Origin of the sequence: Desulfuromonas soudanensis (assembly GCF_001278055.1) — a bacterium.
Lineage (GTDB): Bacteria > Desulfobacterota > Desulfuromonadia > Desulfuromonadales > WTL > Deferrimonas > Deferrimonas soudanensis.
Map to the genome: position 1 here is coordinate 1,179,468 of NZ_CP010802.1, position 21,063 is coordinate 1,200,530.

Here is a 21,063-nt window from a genome sequence, read left to right on the forward strand (position 1 = left end):
GTCTACTGCAGGCACTGCAGGATTCCCATGGACCACAGGCAGGTGCCGCAGGGCTCGGTCTTGAGATAGCAGTCCTGCTGGAAAACTTCGTCCTCGACGTAGTCGCAGGGAGCGACGGTGCAGCTGATGCAGTTCGAGTGGTCGTAGCGCAGGACATTGTCACGGAAGCGCCGGAAGTCGGGGGCGTTCCAGATCTCGGCGAGGCTCTGGTGTCCTAGATCGCCGAAGACCTGCGGCCGGACGGTGCGTTCCCAGCCGTTGAGGTAGCAGCGATAGCCGTGCCACAGGTTGTAGCAGGGGTGGACCTCGCCGTTCCAGGAGACGAAGGCGCCCCCCTCTTCGACGAAGGCGCAGCGGCGTTCCTGCTGCGGCCGCGGAGCCGGCAGGAAAAGTTCCATCCCGAGCTTGTCGGCAATTGCCCGGGCTTCGGCGAAGACCTCGGCCAGTTCTTCGCTGTTTTCCTCCCGCCCCAGGCGATCCCGGATCTCCTTGACGTTGAGAAAGATCTCCTTCTTTCGGGCTTCGCTTTTCATCCCCTCGACCAGAGCGCTCACCCGCGGATCGCCGATCCCGGAAATGCCCCAGGACCCCAGCGAGACGGTGCGCAAATCGATCCCCTGGCGCTCTCCCTCTGCCCGCCAGCGCTCGAAGAGCTCCACTGCGGCATCGGTGTCGGTGCCGTAGGCGATCTGGTCCTGCTGCCCGGCGGCATAGGGGATCAGCTGGGAGACGATGGCGAACTGCGCCCCCTGCCGGGCCGCATAGCGCAGCACCTCGGGGAGCTGATGGAGGTTGTCCTGCATGACGACGCATTCGACGCCGCCGCGCAGGCGGGAGCCAGGGATATTTTTTTTCGCGCTCCGCAAAGCAGAAAAAGCCCGGGCCACGGCGCCGATCTCCCCCCCTTCGCGCAGGCGGCGGAAGATCTCCGGGGAGACGGCGTCGAGGGAGATGCAGATGCGGTCGAGACCCGCCTCGGCCAGGGCGCAGGCTTTCTTCTCGTCGAGCAGGAGGCCGTTGGACTGGAAGCCGATCCATCCCGAATCCGGCATGGCGCTGCGGGCCTCGGCGATGAAGGTTTCGAGGCGGGGGTGGAGAAGGGATTCCCCGACGCCGTTGAGAATGAGGGCTTCGAGACCTGCAAAGGCCGGGGTCAGGGCGGCGAAGGTTTCTTGAGTCATGTGACCGTTGACGATGGTGCTGTGTTCGGTCTGCTTGACGCACATCGGGCAGGTCATGTTGCACCGGGTGGTCGTTTCGACGAAGAGTTTGCGGGGGAACGGGGCCTGGTGCGGCAGCTCGATCCGTTTTTTTTGTATTGTTGGAGTTTGGGACATGGTTACCTTCTGTATTCTATATTCTGTTTTCTGAATTCAGCCTCACCCATTGCGCAAATTAAACGCCTTGATCTTCCGATGCAGCGTGTTGCGGGCGATCCCCAGGGAGCGGGCGGCCTCGGTGATGTTCCAGTGATTGAGGTCGAGGGCCCGGCGGATCATCTCCACTTCGCTCTCCTTGAGGCCGCCGCTCGAGGGGGAGCAGAGGCCGCGCCGGCGCATCACCGTCAGCAGACCGCTCTCCAGGCCGTGGAGGGAGTGGAGCATCTGCTGCAGTTCGCCGGCGCTCATCTGCTCGAGGACCTCCTCCTTTCCGTAATGGGCCCAGAAACTCTCCATGGAGGCCGCCGGGACGCCGGCCTTTTCCGTCGCCGCCGGGATTTCCGGGGTCCCGTCGCCGCCGGAGAAGAGGGCGGAGCCGAGGTGCTTGGGGAGGATGGTGTCGCCGGGGCAGAGAACGACGGCGCGGCGGATGACGTTGACCAGCTCGCGGATGTTGCCGGGCCAGGCGTATTCCTTCATCAGGCGCATCGTCCCGGGGGAGAGGCGCAGGTCGGGGTTGAGCTGCTGCACGTAATGCTCCGCCAGCAGGGGGATGTCCTCGGTGCGGCTGCGCAGCGGCGGGATCTCGAGGCGCACCACATTGAGGCGGTAGTAGAGATCCTCGCGGAAGGTTTTTTCGCGGATCGCCTCTTCGAGGTCGACGTTGGTCGCGGCGATCACCCGGACGTCGGAGGTGATGGTTTTCTCTCCGCCGACGCGCATGAATTCGCCGGTTTCCAGGACCCGCAGGAGCTTGACCTGGATCAGCGGGCTGGCGTCGCCGATTTCGTCGAGAAAGAGGGTGCCGCGGTGCGCCAGCTCGAAGATGCCGCGCCGGGTCTGGCTGGCGCCGGTGAAGGCGCCGCGCTCATGGCCGAAGAGCTCGCTCTCCAGCAGGTTCTCCGGCAGGGCCCCGCAGTTCACCGGGAGGAACGACTGGCCGGCGCGGCCGGAGGCGGCATGAATGAAGCGCGCCAGCACTTCCTTGCCGGTGCCGGTCTTCCCCTGGATGACGACATTGATGTTTTTGCGGGCGATCTTGTAGGCCAGGGAGACCAGGCGCCGCATGGTCAGCGAAGAACCGACCAGAAAGCCGACTCTCTGGGCGACGGCGCTCCATTCCTCCTCGGTGGCTGGCCCCTGGCCGAAGGTTGCGGCCTTTTCCACCAGTTCCTCGATGGCCTCGATCTGGTCGAAGGGTTTTTCAAGATATTCGTAGGCGCCGAGCTGGATGGCGGTGACCGCGCTCTTTACCGTGCTGTAGCCGGTCATGATGATGACTTCGCAGGGCGGCTGCCGGGACTTGATGGTCTGCAGCAACGTCAGGCCGTCGGTGTCGGGGAGTTTCATGTCGACCAGGGCGACGTTGAAGCTGTGTTCATCGAGGGCCTGCAGCGCCTGCACCTGGTTGACCGCGGTGACCACCTGGTATCCTTTGCGGGTCAGGAGGCGGCGGAAGAAGGTGCAGACATCGGCCTCGTCGTCGATGATCAGGATGCGGATTTGCGACACGGGTTCACCGCCTTTGGGTTGCCTCCCCCGGGAGCCTGCCGACAGGCTCCCGGGGAATTAAAGCTGTTCGAGGGGGAGGAGGAGGGAAAAGGTGCTCCCCTCCCCGGGGATGCTGTCGACTTCGATGGTGCCGCCGTGGGATTCGGCGATCCCCAGGCTCACCGAAAGGCCGAGCCCTGTCCCCTTGGTCGCCTCCTTGCTGGTGAAGAAGGGGGTGAAGATCTTGGGGAGCGCTTCCGGTGCGATTCCGGTGCCGTTGTCGCGGACGGAAAGGACGATCCAGGTCTTTTTGTCCCGGCGGCGCAGGGCTGTGGTGACCTGAATGATCTTCTCCGGGCGCCCGCCGTCGTCAAGGGCATCCCGGGCGTTGACGAGAAAGTTGGTCAGCACCTGCTGGATCTGCGGGCCGTTGGCGTTGATCTTCGGGAGGTCGGGGTCGAGATGGGGAATGATCTCGACCTGGCTGCGGTTGATCTGATAGCGGATCAAGGAGAGGACCCGCTCCACCTCTTCGTTGAGGTCGATTTCGCTGGTCGGCAGCTCGTCCTGGCGGGAGAAGGTCAAAAGGTTCTGGATGATCCTCTTGCAGCGCAGCCCGCAGTTGATGATGTCCTCCAGGGCCTCGATCTTGTCCCGGTCCACCTCGCCGGGGAAGTCGCGGACCAGCATCTGGGCGGTGCCGATGATCACCGTCATCGGGCTGTTGAGCTCGTGGGCGACGCCGGCGGCCATCTCGCCGATGGCGGCCAGCTTCGCCGAGTGGACGAGCTGCGCCTCCATCTTGGTCTTCTCGGTGACATCCTTGAAGATGATGGTCACCGCCGAGAGCTGTTTCTCTTCGTTGAAGACCGGGTAATAGGAGAGGTCGAGGAGAATCCCCCCTTCCGTCTGCCAGCGCCGGTAGACCGGCTTGCCGCTGCGCCGGACGTCCTCGAGGGGGCAGGAGGTGCACGGCCTGTCCCGGTCATGGAGTTTGGCGAAGCACTTGCTGCTCAGGACCTTGTTCCACTGGGCGCTCATCTCCGGTGGCAGGCGGTCGTTGTGCAGCAGGACGTTGTAGTCGGTGTCGATGAGAAAGATCGGGTCGGTGACCGCCTTGAAGGTCTCTTCCCACTCCTTCTTGGCCCGGGAAACCTCCTTGTAGAGACGGGCGTTGAGGATGCTGATGGAGAGCTGGTCGGCCAGGTGCTGGACGAAGCTCAGGTCCTCCCGGAGATAAGCGCCGTCGCTGAGGCTGGCGACGATCAGGGCGCCGATCACCTCGTCGCGCTTGAACATCGGGACGACCGCCAGCGCCCGGAGGGGTCCGGGGTTACCGGGGTTGTGCCGGACGTGGAGGAGATCTTCCGGGCCCAGATTGAAAATCCCCCCTCTTTTATCGCGGATGACCTTGAGGGAAGGGGAGTGGGCGGGAAAATCGTCGATCTTGCAGAAATTCCGGGGCATCGACGCCTTGAGAGAAAGGACTCCGTCCTTCACCGTCACCAGGCCGAGAAAATCGCAGGGGAGCGTCTGCGGCAGTTTGGTGAAGGCCCGCTCGAGGATATCGCCCACCGACATGTCGAGGTTGATGTCGCGGGAGAGCTGGTGGAGGATCTGCAGGCGGCTGTTCTGCTTGAGAACCTCCTGGTTGCGCTTCTTGAGCTCGACGTAGTAGTTGAGCTTCGACGAATCGACCCCGGTCAGCTGTTCGAGAAGCTTTTCCCTGTCGTTCAACACGTTCTCCTTGCCATTTGACCCATTCATCTTCCGGCTGTCCGACTTTTCAAGAAAAGTTTTTCACCACAGAGGCGCAGAGACACAGAGAAAATCAAAATTGTTTTTTTCTGACTATCTCTGGATTCCCGGTGTTTCTGTGGTTAATGCAGCTCATCATTTGCTGTTTTTGCTGATGGCAAAAAAATCCAACAATACTCAATTAAAGAAAATGGTTGGGCCCAGGAAGGTTACCTCTGTGTCTCTGTGCCTCTGTGGTAAACCCAATTTTTCACATCGCCCGGTGAAAGATGGCGACGATGTCCTCGTAGGTGGCGCTGCGCGGGTTGGTCACCAGGCAGGCGTCCTTGAGTGTGTTGCGGCTGAGCAGGGGGATGAATTCCTTCTGCAGACCGAGCTGGCCTAGACCTTTTTCCAGGCCGATGTCCCGGATCAGGCGCCGGACCGCGGCGATGGAGCGGGTGGCCCCGGCGGCCGCATCGAGGCCGGAGACGTCCTCGCCGAAGGCCAGGGCGATCTCCCGGAAGCGTCCCGGCGAGGTGTCGAGATTGAATTCCATGACATGGGGGAGGATCGAGGCGTTGGTCTCGCCGTGGTGCTGATCGATGAGGCCGTCGACCTGGTGGGTCATGGCGTGGGTGGCCCCGAGGATGGCGTTGGAGAAGGCCATGCCGGCGGTGAGGCTGGCCATCGCCATGTTGGTGTTGGCCTCCATGTCCTGGCGGTCGGCGACCGCCCGGCGCAGGTTCCGGGAGATCAGTTCGATGGCCTTGAGGGCGTGAATGTCGGTCAGGGGGGTCGCCGCCAGGGAGACGTAGGATTCGATGCCGTGGGTCAGGGCGTCGAGGCCGGTGGCCGCCGCCAGCAGGCTGTCCTTGGTCTGCAGAAGCTCCGGGTCGACGATGGCGATATCGGGAATCAGCGATTTGGAGATGATGGACATCTTCAGCTTGCGGACGGTGTCGACGACGATGGTGAACTGGCTGACCTCCGAACCGGCTCCGGCGGTGCTCGGGACGATGACCATCGGCGGCAGGGGATGGACGATCTTGTTGATTCCCTCGTAATCCCGCAACGTCCCGCCGTTGGTGGCCAGCAGAGCGATGGCCTTGGCGACGTCCGTGGGGCTGCCGCCGCCGACGGCGACGAGAGCGTCGCATCCCGAGGCGAGGTAGCGCCGGGTTCCCTCGTCCACCTCGAAATCCTTGGGGTTGGTGGTCAGGGCCGAAAAGGTTTCACACGCCAGTCCGGCTTCCTTGAGGTAAAAAAGGGCCTTGTCGACCCAGCCGGCGTTGATGACTCCGGCGTCGCTGACGAGAAAGACCTTCGAGGCGCCGAGGCGCAGGGCGCTTTCGCCGACCTGGCTCAGGGAGCCGCAGCCGAAGATGATTTCCGGGGTAACGAATTTGCTGATGTTCACGGAGTCTCCTGATACTCTTCCTGGACGGGAATCTCTTCTTTCCAATGTTTTTTCAGTCGACGGGCCATGATATCACGGCGTCGCCTTGCGGCGCCACACCGCCCCGCAGGAACGCGGCTCCCTGATCAACTGGTCCAGTCCCCTTGGCGGCGGCTTCTTGCGAATGTTTATTCTCCTGCTACCGTTAACGAAGAGACAGTCAACACCCGGCAAGCGGAGGATGAAGATGAAACTGAGCGCACGCAATATTCTCAAGGGCAAGGTGAAGAAAATCGTCGTCGGCGCTGTCAATTCGGAGGTTTTCCTCGAACTCCCCGGCGGCGTCGTTGTCACCTCCATCGTCACCAAGGACGCGGTGGAGAGTCTGGGCCTCAAGGAAGGGAAGGAGGCCTACGCCGTGATCAAGGCCTCCAGCGTCATGCTGGCCGTCGATCATTAGATTATTCTCCTTCCTGTGCACCTCGAGCGTCCCGTCCCCCTTCCGGGGAGACGGGGCGCTTTTTTATTTCTCCAGCATCGCCACTTCGTCCCGGAGGAGCTGCAGGTCGACTTCCGAGCCGGCGGGAAGAAAGGAGGCCTCCCGGGGGAGGACGGCCAGACCGTTGGCGTTGACCATCGTCCGCAGGATGCCGGTGTGCTGATCGCCGGAGGTGGAGGCGACGTAGCGCCCCTTCTCGACCACGACCTGCACCCGCAGGAAGTTGACTTTCCCCGGTTTTTTCCGCACGTCCTCCTTCAGGGTCGCCTTGACGTAGGGGCGGATGACCCGGCGGTGCCCCATCATCCGCAGCAGGGCCGGGCGGACGAATTGATCGAAGGTAATCATGGTGGAGACCGGGTTCCCCGGGAGGGAAAAGACGGGGGTGCTCTCCCTGATTCCGAAGGCCGTCGGCCCCCCCGGCTTGATGGCCACCTTCCAGAAGAGCTGTTCGACGCCGAGCTCGGCCAGGACCTCCCGCACCAGATCGCGGTCGCCGGCCGAGACCCCGGCCGAGGTGATGAGGGCGTCGCAGTTGAGGCCTTCGGCAAGGAGCCGGCGGTGGTCGGCATGGTTGTCCCGGGCGATCCCGAGAAGGACCGGCTCGGCTCCGCATTCGCGCACCGCCGCGGCGAGGGAGTAGGCGTTGGAGTTGATGATGCTCCCGGACGACGGCGTCCGGCCGAGTTCGACCAGCTCGTCCCCCGTGGAGAGGATGGCCACCCGGGCCCGCCGGTGCACCGGCACCATCGCCATCCCGTTGGAGGCGAGCATGCTGATTTCCGGAGGGCGGATGAGCGTCGCCGCCGGGATGACCAGGTCTCCTGCGGCCACGTCTTCGCCGCGAAAGCGGATGTGCTGGCGGGGTTCGACCGTTTCGAGGATGCGCACCGTCCCTTCGGACTCCTCCGTCTCCTCTACCGGGACGACGGCGTCGCAGCCGGGGGGAATCGGCGCGCCGGTCATGATCTTTATGGCGCACCCGGGCTCTACGGCGAGTTCGGGAAGACCGCCGGCGGGAATATAGCCGGTGATGCGCAGGGTCGTCGGAACGGAGGCGCAGTCTGCGGCCCGCACGGCAAAGCCGTCCATGGCCGAATTGTCGCACAGGGGCATCTCCCAGGGGGCCTTGAGCGCCTCGGCGAGAACACGGCCGGCGGCGTCGAGAAGGGGGACCCGCTCGATGCCGAGGGTGGGGACGTTTTCCAGAATCAATCTGCGTGCTTCTTCGAATCCGATCATCATGAGGACTTCTCCGTTGGTTCGTTCGCGAGTGCCGGGACGCCTCCCCCGGCCGGTGATGCCGGTCGTCCGCCGTCGAGGCGCAGGATTTCTCCGCCGAGGCGCCCTGGCTGATCGGCATCGTGGGTGGCGACGATGACCGTGACCCCTTTGGCGGAGAGAGCGGTCAGGCACCCTTCGAAGAGGGGAAGAATCCGGCGGTCGAGGCCGTCGGTCGGCTCGTCGAGGAGGAGCACGCCGGGTCGCAGGACCATCGCCCGGGCCAGGGCCACCCTGCGGATTTCGCCGCCGGAGAGGGTGCGAGCCCGGCGGCTTTCGAAACCGTCGAGCCCCACCGTCTGCAGGGCCCGGGCGATGCGGCGGCGCTGCAGGTCGCTGCCGACATCCCGCAGGCGCAGACCGAAGGCGAGGTTGTCGTAAACCGTGGTGTCGAACAAATACGGAGCCTGCTCGACCAGGGTGATCCGTTGCCGCAGCCGTTGCCGCTGGGCAGACCCCTCGAGCACGGTCCCTTCGAATAGGATCTCGCCCCGGTCGGGCTCCAGGAGGAGGGCAAGAAGATGGAGGAGGGTGCTTTTCCCCGCGCCGTTGGGGCCGGTGAGGCAATAGATCCTCCCCTTCAGGAAGGTCTGTTCTTCGACGGCCAGGGTGAAGTCGCCCCGGCGGTACTCCAGATTGTGGATGGAGAGGATCGGTTCCATGGCCCTACCGCTGCTGAAGGAGATTCAAAAAGAGATTGACGACCAGGGCCACCGCCAACAGGACGATTCCCAGAGCCAGGCCGAAGGCGAATTCGCCCTTGCTCGTCTCCAGGGCGATGGCGGTGGTCATGGTGCGCGTATACCCCCGGATGTTGCCGCCGAGCATCATCGCCACGCCGACCTCGGCGATGACCCGGCCGAAACCGGCGACGATGGCGGCGACGATGCCGAACCGGGTCTCGACAAGGAGTTGCCGCATGGCTCGCAGGCGGCTTGCGCCGAGAGTCAGGGCGGTGGTCATGATGCGGGGGTCGGCGCCGGCGACTGCCGCCACCGTGTAGTTGGCGACAATGGGGGTCGCCAGCACCATCTGGCCGGCGATCATTGCCATGGGCGTGAAAAGGAAGCCCCAGCTTCCCAGCGGTCCCTGGCGGCTGAATAAACCGAAAAGGACCAGACCGACCACCACCGTCGGCAGGGCCATGAGGGTGTTGAGGAGGGTCAGGGCCGCCCGCTTCCCGGGAAAGCGCCCGAGGCCGAGAAACGTCCCGAATGGGACCCCGACGGCGGCCGCCAGGAGAATGGCCACCGTCGAGGTGTAGAGGGAGGTCCAGACGGTATCGAACACCTCCCGGTCGAAGGAGAGGATCAGGGAAATAGCGTGCTGGAATGATTCGAAGAGAAATCCCAAGTCCGGACCCGTTCCTGGTTATTTGTAGAGGAAAAAAAGCGGCTCGCCGTTCTTCCGGTAATTGGCGATGATCGACTGCCCTTCGGCTCCGGTGAGGTATGCGACGAAGGCTTCGGCCAGGTCAATCTTGACATGGGGGTGTTTTTTCGGATTGACGGGGATGACGCCGTAGGGGTTGAAGAGGGCCTTGTCCCCCTCCGTCAGAACCTGAAGGTCGGTCTTGCTCTTGTAGGCGATGAAGGTCCCGCGGTCGGCGAGGGTGTAGCCGCGCCGCTCCGTGGCCATGGTGATAACCTCCCCCATGCCGCGACCGGCTTCGAGATACCATTGGCCTTCCGGGGTAATGTCGACTTTTTTCCACAGGCTTTTTTCCTTGGTGTGGGTCCCCGAGTCGTCGCCGCGGGAGACGAAAGTTGCCTGGGCGGCGGCGATCTTTTTCAGCGCCTCGGCGCCATCGGCCAGCCCCTTGATGCCGGCCGGGTCTTCTGCCGGGCCGAGAATCACGAAGTCGTTGTACATGACGTCGCGGCGGTTCACGCCGTATCCTTCGGCGACAAACTTTTCCTCCCGGGCGCGGGCGTGCACCAGAATGACGTCGACGTCGCCGGTTTCACCGAGCTTGATCGCCTTGCCGGTGCCGACGGCGATGACGTCCACCTTGCAGTCATTGGCCTTTTCGAAGGGGGGGAGGAGGACGGCGAGGAGCCCGGAGTTTTCCGTGGAGGTGGTGGTGGCCAGGCGCAGGTGCTCGGCGGCGGTCGCCACGCCGCAAAAGAGAAGGGAGGCGAGTACGGCAGCAAGAAGTATACGGAACCTTTTCATGGCGGTGTCCTTTATGTGGGCCATCAATTGATTCTCACCGGAGTGATCGGTTCTGAGAATAGCAGAATCAGGAAACGGCTGTCTCCGAAGAATTTTCCCGGATTTCCGGCCCCGCCGGGTGCGGCGGGGCCGGATCGGCCGATTAATAGTAAAACTGCGCCTGCAGGCGGACGATGTTGTCGTCCTTGTCGGCATTCCAGTCGTCACTGACCAGGGTGTAGTCGGCCTGCACCTTGGCGGCGTGTTTGGCGAAGTAATAGTTGACGCCGAACTGGGTCTCGGCCTTGTCGAATTTGGCCGAGGCCTGGGTGTCGGTCGATTCGACCGCCGAATAACGCGCCGCCAGCTCCAGTGTCTGGGGGATCACCTGGTACCCGGCCTGCACATAGTAGCCGTCGGCGTCCCAGTCGCTGCCGAGGGACGGATCGGCGTTGAGGGCGTAGTATTCGCCGGCGAGGGTGGCGCCCATCCAGGCAGCGTTGACGTTGGCAGTCCACAGCAGCCAGGTCAGGTCGCTGCCGTAGTTCGCGGTGAAAGCGGCCGCCGTTGCGGCATCATCGAGATTCAGCGCCACGTCCATCACGTCGTTGTCCTTGGAAAACCCGCTGCCGACATCGCCGCCGCCGATCTTGTTCCAGGCAAAGGAGCCGCCGATGTTCAGGAGCGGCTTGTCGCTCGTCCAGCCGGCCTCGTCCATTGCGTAGGCGCCCAAGGGGTTGAGGTCGAGGCGGCCGGTCACCATGTGGCGGTCGTCGGGGTTGGCGGTATTGGGGCCGTTGCCGTTGAAGAGGCCGAGGCGGTACTCGACGATTTTACCGGCGAAGCTGCCGGCGGCCTGCACTCCGAGGTCGCGGCCGAGGTTGAAGGTGTCGTTGGCCAGGGAGCGCTCGGGGAAGAGCTGCTTGGCGGCGCTGGTCAGCTCCTGGCGGGCCTGGGCCGGCTTGAACTGGCCGACCTGTACGGTGAGAGGCGCTGCGAATTTGTAGTTGATGAAGGCATCCTCGGTCGTAAAGCCGTTCTTCATGTCGCCCTGGAACTTGTAGCCGAAGTCCTTGCTGACGACGTTCCCCGCGATCTGCAGCTTGAAGCGGCGGATGTTGAAATCGCTCTTGTCGTCCGCAGCGTTGCTGTCGACATCCGTGTATTTGTAGAGCAACTGGGCATAGCCGCCGATATGGAGCTTGTACTTGCCGTCGGCCGTTGCCGCCGTGAATCCTTTCCCCGGTACGTAGGCGACGTCCGGTTTCTGGGTGACGGCCTCCTGGTATTCCTCGACGGTGATGACCCCTTTTTCCTTGAGAATCTCCTCGATGCTCTTGGCTTCACCCTGTGCGGTCAACCCGACGCTGACGGTTAGCAGGGCCATCGATAAAAAAATCTTTTTCCGCATTTTTTCTTCCTCCTTGAAAGAGTTTCAATTCTCCGGTGCGGACCGCCCGCCCGGAATATCTCCCAAGGGAAAGGGGCCAGGGCCTTCGCCGTAAGACGGCGAAGAAGCCTGGTATCTCCTTTCCACAATGGGAGGCCGAGCCGTTTCCGGCAGGACCCGTAGACCGCTTGCCATAGAAATTTTTCCGTAGGCGCAGCGGTTCGGAGATTCAGCGGCGCAACCGGTGAGGGGAGCGCTATGGTTTTGAGCAATAAAAAAGCCCTCTCCCGCAGGAAAGAGCCCTTTGATGAACACCTTCGGATAAAAGGTGTGCCCCAGGGTCTCCTTTCCAAAAGGGAGGCGCCGCCGTTTCCGGCGGTACCCGTTGGCCGGACGCCCTGGGGTGTGACCCTTTAGGCGCCGCGGCTCGGAGATGGGATTAATCTTAGCAAGTTTTGTACGCAAAACGTCTACGGGATCCCGAAAAAGTGTTTTTTATCGACGCCGCGGCAATAGCCATCGGCTGTGGAGGGCGCTGCGCCGCCGTTTACGGCCTCATTGACGGGACGACAAAAAAATCTCCAGGCCCCTCTTTCGGGACTGGAGTATCCCCCGGGAGGGATGGATGTCTCAGGTTGGAACGGGGGCGTGTGTTCCAGAATGGAACAGTGTGGGTCGTTAGGGAACAGTCGTCCGTCGAAGAATGCCGGTGTTTTCGGCCCCCGCAGGATGCCCCTGGCACATTTTGGTGCGCTTTGGAACAAAGCGAGCCGCAATGGCTCGCCGCCGGTGGAAAATGGGGGGTAATCGGAGAGGTTGAGACGCTAAAAATCATTCGAAAACGGTATGTTGGGGCGTTTTTAAATCGGCTGGCATCCTTGTTGCTGTATACCTCAACCAATGTTCTATTCCATTGGACGGCTGATGTGAACGAGGATGGTCCGGACTCCGGATTATCCGTCGAAGTTTTTCGTCGGTCACTTTAAACAACCCGCAATGAAGCACCCAACCGCAAAGGAGTATGGAACCATGGCACTCGCAGATCAGACGTACGGCTTCTTCATCCCCACCGTTTCTCTCATGGGCGTCGGCTCTTCCAAGGAAGCCGGCGAGCAGGTCAAATCCCTCGGCGCCAAGAAGGCCCTGCTGGTCACCGACAAGGGGATCACCGCCATGGGGATGGCCGCTCAGATCAAGGAGCAGGTGGAAAAATCCGGCGTGGCCGTCATCATCTTCGACGGCGCCGAGCCCAACCCCACGGACAAGAACGTGGCTGACGGCCTGAAGGTTTACCAGGACAACAAGTGCGACTCGATCATTTCCCTCGGCGGCGGCTCCTCCCACGACTGCGCCAAGGGGATCGGCATGGTCGCCACCAACGGCGGCAATATCCGCGACTGCGAAGGGGTCAACAAGACCACCAAGCCGATGCCTCCCTTCGTCGCCATCAACACCACCGCCGGCACCGCCTCGGAAATGACCCGCTTCTGCATCATCACCAACACCGACACCAAGGTGAAGATGGCCATCGTCGACTGGCGCTGCACCCCGAACGTCGCCATCAACGATCCCGTTCTGATGGTCGGGAAACCGGCGGCGCTGACCGCCGCCACCGGCATGGACGCCCTGACCCACGCCGTCGAGGCCTACGTCTCCACCATCGCCACCCCGATCACCGACGCCTGCGCCATCAAGGCCATCGAACTGGTCGCCGAGTACCTCCGTCCCGCCGTGGCCAACGGCAAGAACCTCGAGGCCCGCGACAAAATGGCCTATGCCGAGTACCTCGCCGGCATGGCTTTCAATAACGCCTCCCTCGGCTACGTACACGCCATGGCGCACCAGCTCGGCGGCTTCTACAACCTCCCCCACGGCGTCTGCAACGCCATCCTCCTTCCGGCCGTCTGCGAGTTCAACATGATCTCCAATCCCAAGCGCTTCGCCGACATCGCCGTCGCCATGGGTGAGAACATCGACGGCCTCTCCGCCGTCGACGCCGCCGCCAAGGGGATCGCCGCCATCCGCAAACTCTCCGGCGACATCGGGATTCCGGCCGGTCTCACCAACCTCAACGTCAAGGAGACCGACCTGCGCATCATGGCCGAGAACGCCATGAAGGACGCCTGCATGCTCACCAACCCCCGCACCGCCACCCTCGACTGCGTCATCGGCATCTACAAGGCCGCCATGTAAGGAGGTGTCCCCCGGGACGGATTCCGGGAAAGGGGAGGGGGACTCCCCTCCCTTTTCCCACTTTCCCCTTGAAGCGGGGAAAGATTAATGTAGAGTTTCAACACTGATCTCCGAGCTCTTCCGCCTACGAGGTTTTCCTTAGGGCGGGCGGCCAACGGGTTGCGCTGGAAACGGCGCAGCCTCCCTTTCGGAAAGGAGATGCCCCATGTCAACCCGAGAAAGGGAGAAGGAACATTTTATGGACAAGATTTTTCGCGTCAACATGACCAATCTCACCACCAGGGTCGAAACCGTCCCCGCCGCCTGGGCCGGACACGGCGGCCGCGGCCTGACCTCGACCATCGTCGCCGCCGAGGTCCCCGCCGACTGCCATCCCCTGGGACTCAACAACAAGCTGGTCTTCGCTCCCGGCCTCCTCTCCGGAACCGCGGCGGCCAACTCCGGGCGCATGTCCTGCGGCGCCAAGAGCCCGCTGACCGGCACCATCAAGGAGAGCAACGCCGGCGGCACCTCGGCGCAGATGTTCGCCCGTATGGGGATCAAGGCCCTGATCATCGAGGGGCTTCCCGCCGACGACAAGTGGTACAACCTCCACCTCACCAAGGACGGCGTCACCATCAATGAGGAGACCGCCCTGGTCGGCAAGGGGAACTTCGCCGTCATCGACGCCGTCTCCGAGCGCCTCGGCAAGAAGGTCGGCGTCATCACCATCGGCCCCGCCGGCGAGATGAAGATGGCTTCGGCCAACATCTCGGTCAAGGATCCGGACAGCAAGATCCGCAGCCACGGCCGCGGCGGCCTCGGCGCCGTCATGGGTTCGAAGAAGATCAAGTACATCAGCATGGACGACGCCGGCGCTCCGGGCGTCACCATCGCCGATCCGGAAAAGTTCAAGACCGCCGCCCGTATCTTCGCCAAGGCGCTCCTCGATCACCCCGTCTCCGGCCAGGGTCTGCCGACCTACGGCACCAACGTCCTGGTCAACGTCCTCAACGAGGCCGGCGGCCTGCCGACGAAGAACTTCCGCTACGGCCAGTTCGCCGGCGCCGACAAGATCTCCGGCGAGACGATGCACGACACCATCGTCGAGCGCGGCGGCAAACCGAAACACGGCTGCCACGCCGGCTGCATCATCCAGTGCTCCCAGGTCTACATGGACAAGGCCGGCAACTACCTGACCTCGGGGTTCGAGTACGAAACGATCTGGGGCCTCGGCGCCGACTGCTGCATCGACAATCTCGACGACATCGCCCTGGCCGACCACCACATGGACGACATCGGCATCGACTCCATCGAAACCGCCGTCATGATGGGCGTGGCCATGGAAGGGGGCGTTCTCCCCTTCGGCGACGGCAAGGGGGTCATCCGCCTCATCAAGGACGAGATCGGCAAGGGGACGCCCCTCGGGCGCATCCTCGGCGGCGGCGCCGCCCACGTCGGCAAGACCTTCGGCGTCACCCGCGTCCCGGTGGTCAAGGGGCAGGGGATTCCCGCCTACGACCCCCGCTCGGTCAAGGGGATCGGCATCACCTACGCCACCAGCACCATGGGCGCCGACCACACCGCCGGCTACACCATCGCCACCAACATCCTCGGCGTCGGCGGCAGCGTCGACCCGCTGAAGAAGGACGGCCAGGTCGAGCTCTCGCGCAACCTGCAGATCGCCACCGCCGCCGTCGACTCGACGGGGATGTGCATCTTCGTCGCTTTCCCGGCCCTCGACATCCCCGAGTGCCTCCCGGCGCTGATCGATATGATCAACGCCCGCTTCGGCATCAGCCTTTCCGGCGACGACGTCACCAACCTCGGCAAGCACATCCTCAAGCTCGAGCGCGCCTTCAACATCGGCGCCGGTTTCACCAACATGCACGACCGGCTCCCCGAATTCTTCAGCGAACCGGTGCCGCCGCACAACGCCGTGTGGGACTTCACCGGCGAGGAAATCGACGAATTCTGGAATTTCTAGGACATTTCTCTTAAGCTCTCTCCTGCCCGGTGCGGTCTGTCATGGCCGCACCGGGATTTTTTTAACCGCTGAGGAGTCCGCATCATGAAGATCACCGTCAAACTCTTCGCCAGCTTCCGGGACGGCCGCTTCAAGGTCGAGGAACGGGACACTCCCGCCGGGACCGTCTGCCGGCAGGTCGTCCTCGAGCTCGGTCTCAAGGAGGAGGAGCTGGGGGTGGTCATGGTCAACGGCCGCCACGCCCCCCTCGAGCAGGAGCTGCAGGACGGCGATTCCCTGGCCCTCTTTCCCCTCGTCGGCGGAGGCTAGGATGAATCCTCTTTTCTGGCTCAATGCGCAGGCCCGGGATGGTATCGTCTCCGGAGCGGCCCTCGCCGTCGCCGTCGAACGCTTCGGTCTGAGCTGGGCCGAGGCCGAACTCCTCGCCCTGGAAAACGGCCTGCTGCCGGCGCGCTATCAGCGCAACCAAAAGATGCTCTCCACGGCCGAGCAGCTGCGCCTGGCCAGAAGCCGGGTCGCCGTCATCGGCTGCGGCGGCCTCGGCGGCTACGTCCTCGAGGAGCTCGCCCGCCTCGGCGTCGGCCATCTCGTCGCCGTCGATCCCGACGTCTTCGAGGAGCACAATCTCAACCGCCAGCTCCTGGCCACCCCGGCCCTCCTCGGGACCGCCAAGGTCGAAGCCGCCGTGGCGCGCCTCGGCGTGGTCAATCCGGCGGTGACCGTCCTGCCGGCGCCTGAGGCCTTTTCCGTCGCCAACGGCGCCGTTCTCCTGGCCGGCTGCGCCCTGGCCGTCGACGCCCTCGACAGCATCCCGGTGCGCCTCGAACTCGCTGCCGTCTGTGCCGGGCTGGAGATCCCCCTCGTCCACGGGGCGATCGCCGGCTGGTACGGCCAGGTCACCACCCAGTTCCCCGGCGATACGACCCTTGCTGACAGCTACACCCGCAGCGGCACGGGGATCGAAAAGGAGCTGGGAAACCCCTCCTTTACCCCGGCTCTGGTCGCCAGCCTCGAGGCCGCCGAAGTCTGCAAGGTTCTTCTCGGCCGCGGCACACCCTTGCGGCGCCGCACCCTGGTGATCGATCTTCTCGAAATGGAGTTCGTCGAGCGGCTTGATTGAGGTTTGACCTTACATGAAGAGACACGGCTGCCCGGAAACAGTCTTTTTATCAAGGCTTTCTCTGTGTCCTCGGTGTCTCTGTGGTCATTTTATAAAACCTGCGAAACCATCTGCGAAACCAGCAAAAAAAAAGCCCCTTTGGTAAAAAAGGGGCACTCTTTCAGGTTTTTTCCGGGTTTTTGTCCCGCTCAACTCTCAATCTGGTAAGAAAAAAAGTTCGACTCCGCGAAGTCGTAAAGGGTGACTTGGGGGCCATCGATGATGCCGTTGAAATGGGACGCGCTTCCGTGGTCGTACCCTTCGAAGAGGCGGCCGTAGAGGGAGAGGCAGATGTGCGCCCCCTGCTGGCGGTCGCGCAGGCAGTAATTCTGGCCATTGACGTCGCGGCACACCGTGCAGCTGCGCTCGGCGGCCGTCGGCGCGACGCTCCCCTCGTCGGCGCCGAAGGTGAAACCCTGCTCGCCGTCCTCGTCGTGGATTGTCGTTTCCTTCCCCTGCCGGGTGAGCCGTGAACTCACCAGGGCGACAAAGGCTCTGCTGTCGCTGGTCATGATTTTCCTCCCCGTTTGGGTGATTGTTCCCTGCCTCCTTCCGGCCCCGTGCCGAATCCGGAGGTGTCCGTTGCTCCCTCCCCTCGTTTCTTCCAAGTCCTTATAGGATAAAAAATACCCGAAATGGTTGCGTGAGATAAATGTATACGGTAAATTGAAAGGGCGCAAGCCGGTTTCTTCAGACTGGACCAGTTCGACGGACCGGGGGGAGGAGGCAAAAAAATGGTAGAGGAGGGATGGAGGTGTCCGGCCTGCGGTCAAAGCAGGGCCTGGTGTCTCGGGGACGGTCGTTGCAAGTGCCGGGGGTGCGGCAGGCGCTACACACCGAGCAGGCGGCGCCGCCTGGACGCAGGGCTCAGGCGCCGCCTGGCTCTCTGCTTCTGGCAGATGGTGCCGACGCGGCAGGCGGCAACGGTCGTCCATCTCAATCGCAAGACGGTGCAGTCCTATTACCGGGCGCTGCGCCGGGGAATCGGCGGCAGGGAAGGTTGGTCCGAACCGGAGGGATCAGGCGGTGAGGGCGAATTGCCTAAGGCAATTAAGGGGTTGGTGCTGGAGGGGGGAAGGATCAGGGTGGTTCCCCCGCAAAAGGCGGCGGAGGCCCCGCAGTGCGCCATGATCTATCTGCGCACGAACGGTCCGGCCCACCCCCGGGCCCTGAGCGATCTTCAGCTCTGGGTCAGTCAAGGCAGCGGCACGGCGGCCGAGACCTTCGTCCGCTTCTGGACCTTTGCCGGGCGGCTCTCGACGAGGAGCCGGGGGCAGCATTTGCAGGACGTCCCCCTCTTTTTCAGCGAGGTGGCCTATCGCGTCAATCAGCGGGAGAATCCCAGGGTGATCGACAACCTCTGTCGCCTGATCGACGGCAGCGCGCCCTGATCGGGTGCGGTCACTTTGCGTTGATCAGGCCCGGGCCTGACGGCGTTCGGCGTAATCGCCTTCCGAGAGTTCCAGGCTCTTGCGCAGCAGGTCGGTGATGCTGACGCCGCAGGCCTCGGCCCGTTCCTGCAGCGCCTCCATCTCGTCGTGGTTGATCCGGCAGGAAATGATGAATTTTTTAGGGTTGGCGCTCACTCGGGCCATCTTGGCTCCCTCCTTGGGCATGGGTGGTGGATGTTTTGTCCCGGCCGCTATTGACGGGCGATGCGTTTACGTTATTGCAAGGGGGTTGCCAGCTTTGCCGGTATCTTCTGGTTTTATGCCAAAAACAGTAAAAACGGCATGTTGAATGGTTCCTGAAGGCGGATGTTTTCTTGCGTCAGGATATGGCAGGGGCGGCGGATGTAACATAATGGGACGACCTGGCACGAAGTGGCACAGGGGGTGTGCCAGATGTGGCATGGACAGACAGGCAGGGTCGCGCCCCGTCGGACGGGCCCTTTTTTTGTCGTTAACCCGCCTCGCAGGGGACCTCTTTGGCTGTTATCATAATCGTCTGGCGATTTACCAATCAGGACACCCGGTCTCCGCCCCTGGGCCGGGAGCGGACATGAGTTGCGGAAGTCTCTAAAAATACAAGCCTTTTTCTTGACAAATTCCGGAGACCCTTCCATACTCGGTCTGCGATGTCGGCTTTTTTAGTCAGGGAAAAACGGCCCACCCATCGATGGGCCGAAGTTGTCAAGACAGGTCGCTGGGAGTTTCGCGCCGTCCGTTTTCGCCGCGATATCTGACTCCCGGATGGCTCAAATTCGAAAGCAGGAGAGGAAATGAAGCTCGAATTTCGTAAGATTATTTTTTCTGCACTTATTCTGATGATTACAACGACCGTGCCAACAGCATTGGCCGGGACGGGAATCGAACTGTCAAAAAGCCAAACAATATATGTTCCGGTATACTCGAATGTTTTCAGCGGTCCAAAAGTTTTGCCTTTCAATCTAGCCGTTATGCTAAGCATAAGGAATGTTGACATTAAAAATTCAATAACTTTTATTTCAATTGATTATTATGACAACGATGGAATTTTATTGAAAAAATATTTGGAAAAACCGCTGGAATTAAAACCACTGGCTTCAAATCATATTTACATAAAGGAAAGCAATGAATCGGGCGGATTTGGAGCCAACTTCATTGTTAGATGGAAATCTACCAATGAAATTAATGCACCGATCATAGAGAGTATAATGATCGGCGCCAGATCGGGTCAGGGGATCTCATTTGTAAGTCAGGGTCGGGTCATCTCGGAAAATAGGGAATGAATCAGACGACTCCAACGTGTACCGATGTGGCCGAATGAATGAAGGGACTCCTGCTGCGGGTTGCCGTCCGCCTGTAGCGGCGCCGTCTTGAAAAATCCAGAAAATAATAGAAGGACGAAGGAGGTCGACCGATGATCGAGAAAAAACTCCATGACCCCAGCCTGTTTCGCCAGACGTGTTATCTCGACGGCACCTGGAGCGACGCCGACAGCGGCGCCACCCTGGCGGTGACCAATCCGGCGACCGGCGAAACGCTCGGCACCGTCCCGAAAATGGGGGAGGTCGAGACCCGCCGCGCCATCGAGGCCGCCCAGCGCGCCTTCCCGGCCTGGCGCGCCAAGACCGCCCAGGAACGCTCGAATCTCCTGCGCAAGTGGTATGAACTGCTCCTGGAAAACCAGGAGGATCTGGCGGTGCTGATGACCGCCGAGCAGGGAAAACCTCTGGCCGAAGCCCGGGGTGAAATCGCCTATGCCGCTTCCTTTATCGAGTGGTTCGCCGAGGAGGGGAAACGCATCTACGGCGACGTCATTCCCCCCCACCAGGGGGACAAGCGGATCCTGGTGCTCAAGGAGCCGATCGGCGTCTGCGCCGCCATCACCCCCTGGAATTTTCCGTCGGCGATGATCACCCGCAAGGCCGGCCCCGCTCTGGCCTCCGGATGCACCCTGGTCGTCAAACCGGCCAGCGCCACCCCCTACTCGGCCCTGGCCCTGGCCGAACTCGCCCACCGGGCGGGGATTCCCAAGGGGGTCTTCAGCGTGGTGACCGGCTCCTCAGGCGCCATTGGCAATGAGCTGACCGCCAACCCGCTGGTGCGCAAGCTGACCTTCACCGGTTCGACGGAAGTCGGCAAGGAGCTCATCGCCGCCTGCGCCGGCACGGTGAAAAAGGTCTCCATGGAACTGGGGGGGAACGCCCCGTTTATCGTCTTCGACGACGCCGATCTCGACGCCGCGGTGGAAGGAGCGATGGTTTCCAAGTACCGCAACACTGGTCAGACCTGCGTCTGCACCAACCGCTTTCTCGTTCAGGACGGGGTCTACGACGCCTTTGCCGAAAAGCTGACCAAAGCCGTGGCCAGGATGAAGGTCGGCGACGGCCTGGCCGGAGAGACCCAGCAGGGGCCCCTCATCGACATGAAGGCCGTGGAATCGGTGGAGGCGCAGATTGCCGACGCCCTGGCCAAGGGGGCCCGGATCGTTCTCGGCGGCAAGCGCCACCCCCTCGGCGGCACCTTTTTCGAGCCGACGGTTTTGGCCGACGTCACGGCCGGGATGCTCATCGCCAGAGAGGAGACCTTCGGCCCGGTGGCGCCGTTGTTCCGCTTCAAAACCGAGGAAGAGGCGATCGCCATGGCCAACGACACCGAGTTCGGCCTCGCCTCCTACTTCTACAGCCGCGACATCGGCCGCATCTGGCGCGTCGCCGAGGCGGTCGAATACGGCATCGTCGGCATCAACACCGGATTGATCTCCACCACCGTCGCCCCCTTCGGCGGCGTCAAGGAATCGGGGACCGGCCGCGAAGGGTCCAAATACGGCATCGAGGATTTCCTCGAGATCAAGTACCTGTGCATGGGGGGGATCTGAGCTCCATTCCCCGGCGCTTTCTCCATGAACGGGCCCTAAACCCAAACAAGTCGTCTCTCCGGATTCTCTCCGGGAGGCGACTTGTTTGCTTCAGTGCCCAGATTGGATGCCCA

Annotated in this window: 19 protein-coding genes and 3 riboswitches; of the genes, 8 read left to right on the plus strand and 11 right to left on the minus strand. The window is 62.4% G+C overall.

Features of this window, described 5'->3' with window-relative positions:
* Window positions 1–2 precede the first annotated feature (2 nt).
* The 4 genes from DSOUD_RS05230 to DSOUD_RS05245 form a co-directional block, all read right to left on the minus strand.
* Window positions 3–1,337, minus strand: coding sequence for a radical SAM/SPASM family putative metalloenzyme maturase (locus DSOUD_RS05230; RefSeq protein ID WP_053550010.1), 1,335 nt, complete (start codon window positions 1,335–1,337; stop codon window positions 3–5).
* Between the two features lie 42 nt (window positions 1,338–1,379).
* Window positions 1,380–2,891 (minus strand): sigma-54-dependent transcriptional regulator, encoded by a 1,512-nt coding sequence (locus tag DSOUD_RS05235; RefSeq protein ID WP_053550011.1) that lies wholly within the window; start codon window positions 2,889–2,891, stop codon window positions 1,380–1,382.
* A gap of 57 nt (window positions 2,892–2,948) precedes the next feature.
* On the minus strand, window positions 2,949–4,607 hold the full coding sequence (locus DSOUD_RS05240; RefSeq protein WP_053550012.1) for a GAF domain-containing sensor histidine kinase: 1,659 nt from the start codon (window positions 4,605–4,607) through the stop codon (window positions 2,949–2,951).
* Window positions 4,608–4,878: 271 nt separating this feature from the next.
* Window positions 4,879–6,027: an iron-containing alcohol dehydrogenase gene (locus DSOUD_RS05245; protein ID WP_053550013.1), complete on the minus strand. Its 1,149-nt coding sequence runs from the start codon at window positions 6,025–6,027 to the stop codon at window positions 4,879–4,881.
* A 226-nt stretch (window positions 6,028–6,253) separates the two neighbouring features.
* On the opposite strand from DSOUD_RS05245, the gene DSOUD_RS05250 reads away from it, so the two are divergent.
* Window positions 6,254–6,466: a TOBE domain-containing protein gene (locus DSOUD_RS05250; RefSeq protein ID WP_053550014.1), complete on the plus strand. Its 213-nt coding sequence runs from the start codon at window positions 6,254–6,256 to the stop codon at window positions 6,464–6,466.
* 63 nt (window positions 6,467–6,529) lie between these two features.
* Here the strand turns inward: DSOUD_RS05250 and DSOUD_RS05255 are convergent, their stop codons facing one another.
* From DSOUD_RS05255 to DSOUD_RS05275, 5 genes are all read right to left on the minus strand, one after another.
* Window positions 6,530–7,747, minus strand: a complete 1,218-nt coding sequence (locus DSOUD_RS05255; RefSeq protein WP_053552302.1) for a molybdopterin molybdotransferase MoeA — start codon at window positions 7,745–7,747, stop codon at window positions 6,530–6,532.
* Complete coding sequence (locus DSOUD_RS05260) at window positions 7,747–8,448, minus strand: energy-coupling factor ABC transporter ATP-binding protein (RefSeq protein WP_053550015.1); 702 nt, start codon at window positions 8,446–8,448, stop codon at window positions 7,747–7,749. Before DSOUD_RS05260 ends, DSOUD_RS05255 begins: the two co-directional genes overlap by 1 nt.
* Before the next feature lie 4 nt (window positions 8,449–8,452).
* On the minus strand, window positions 8,453–9,139 hold the full coding sequence (locus DSOUD_RS05265) for an ABC transporter permease (protein ID WP_053550016.1): 687 nt from the start codon (window positions 9,137–9,139) through the stop codon (window positions 8,453–8,455).
* Window positions 9,140–9,157: 18 nt separating this feature from the next.
* The gene (locus tag DSOUD_RS05270) at window positions 9,158–9,961 is read right to left on the minus strand and encodes an ABC transporter substrate-binding protein (protein ID WP_053550017.1); all 804 of its coding nucleotides are present in this window, start codon (window positions 9,959–9,961) and stop codon (window positions 9,158–9,160) included.
* A gap of 142 nt (window positions 9,962–10,103) precedes the next feature.
* Window positions 10,104–11,351, minus strand: a complete 1,248-nt coding sequence (locus tag DSOUD_RS05275; RefSeq protein ID WP_053550018.1) for a porin — start codon at window positions 11,349–11,351, stop codon at window positions 10,104–10,106.
* 100 nt (window positions 11,352–11,451) lie between these two features.
* Window positions 11,452–11,569, minus strand: a riboswitch (molybdenum cofactor riboswitch).
* An 87-nt stretch (window positions 11,570–11,656) separates the two neighbouring features.
* A riboswitch (molybdenum cofactor riboswitch) is annotated at window positions 11,657–11,775 on the minus strand.
* A gap of 584 nt (window positions 11,776–12,359) precedes the next feature.
* On the opposite strand from DSOUD_RS05275, the gene DSOUD_RS05280 reads away from it, so the two are divergent.
* The 4 genes from DSOUD_RS05280 (at window position 12,360) to DSOUD_RS05295 (ending at window position 16,609) form a co-directional block, all read left to right on the plus strand.
* Complete coding sequence (locus DSOUD_RS05280) at window positions 12,360–13,523, plus strand: iron-containing alcohol dehydrogenase (protein WP_053550019.1); 1,164 nt, start codon at window positions 12,360–12,362, stop codon at window positions 13,521–13,523.
* 96 nt (window positions 13,524–13,619) lie between these two features.
* Window positions 13,620–13,737: riboswitch (molybdenum cofactor riboswitch) on the plus strand.
* 24 nt (window positions 13,738–13,761) lie between these two features.
* Window positions 13,762–15,489 carry an aldehyde ferredoxin oxidoreductase family protein gene (locus DSOUD_RS05285; RefSeq protein WP_053552303.1) on the plus strand — a complete coding sequence of 576 codons (1,728 nt, stop codon included), beginning with the start codon at window positions 13,762–13,764 and terminating at the stop codon, window positions 15,487–15,489.
* Window positions 15,490–15,573: 84 nt separating this feature from the next.
* On the plus strand, window positions 15,574–15,798 hold the full coding sequence (locus DSOUD_RS05290) for a MoaD/ThiS family protein (protein ID WP_053550020.1): 225 nt from the start codon (window positions 15,574–15,576) through the stop codon (window positions 15,796–15,798).
* A 1-nt stretch (window position 15,799) separates the two neighbouring features.
* Window positions 15,800–16,609 carry a HesA/MoeB/ThiF family protein gene (locus DSOUD_RS05295; protein ID WP_053550021.1) on the plus strand — a complete coding sequence of 270 codons (810 nt, stop codon included), beginning with the start codon at window positions 15,800–15,802 and terminating at the stop codon, window positions 16,607–16,609.
* Window positions 16,610–16,797: 188 nt separating this feature from the next.
* Here DSOUD_RS05295 and DSOUD_RS05300 read toward each other — a convergent pair whose 3' ends face one another.
* Window positions 16,798–17,160 (minus strand): hypothetical protein, encoded by a 363-nt coding sequence (locus DSOUD_RS05300; protein ID WP_053550022.1) that lies wholly within the window; start codon window positions 17,158–17,160, stop codon window positions 16,798–16,800.
* 222 nt (window positions 17,161–17,382) lie between these two features.
* On the opposite strand from DSOUD_RS05300, the gene DSOUD_RS18355 reads away from it, so the two are divergent.
* On the plus strand, window positions 17,383–18,039 hold the full coding sequence (locus tag DSOUD_RS18355; RefSeq protein ID WP_157671773.1) for a hypothetical protein: 657 nt from the start codon (window positions 17,383–17,385) through the stop codon (window positions 18,037–18,039).
* A gap of 24 nt (window positions 18,040–18,063) precedes the next feature.
* On the opposite strand, the gene DSOUD_RS05310 is transcribed toward DSOUD_RS18355, so the two are convergent.
* Window positions 18,064–18,243 (minus strand): plasmid mobilization protein, encoded by a 180-nt coding sequence (locus tag DSOUD_RS05310; protein WP_053550024.1) that lies wholly within the window; start codon window positions 18,241–18,243, stop codon window positions 18,064–18,066.
* Between the two features lie 626 nt (window positions 18,244–18,869).
* Between DSOUD_RS05310 and DSOUD_RS05315 the strand changes: the two genes are divergently transcribed.
* Window positions 18,870–19,358, plus strand: coding sequence for a DUF3124 domain-containing protein (locus DSOUD_RS05315; protein ID WP_053550025.1), 489 nt, complete (start codon window positions 18,870–18,872; stop codon window positions 19,356–19,358).
* A gap of 131 nt (window positions 19,359–19,489) precedes the next feature.
* On the plus strand, window positions 19,490–20,950 hold the full coding sequence (gene gabD, locus DSOUD_RS05320) for an NADP-dependent succinate-semialdehyde dehydrogenase (RefSeq protein ID WP_053550026.1): 1,461 nt from the start codon (window positions 19,490–19,492) through the stop codon (window positions 20,948–20,950).
* Window positions 20,951–21,063: the final 113 nt, after the last annotated feature.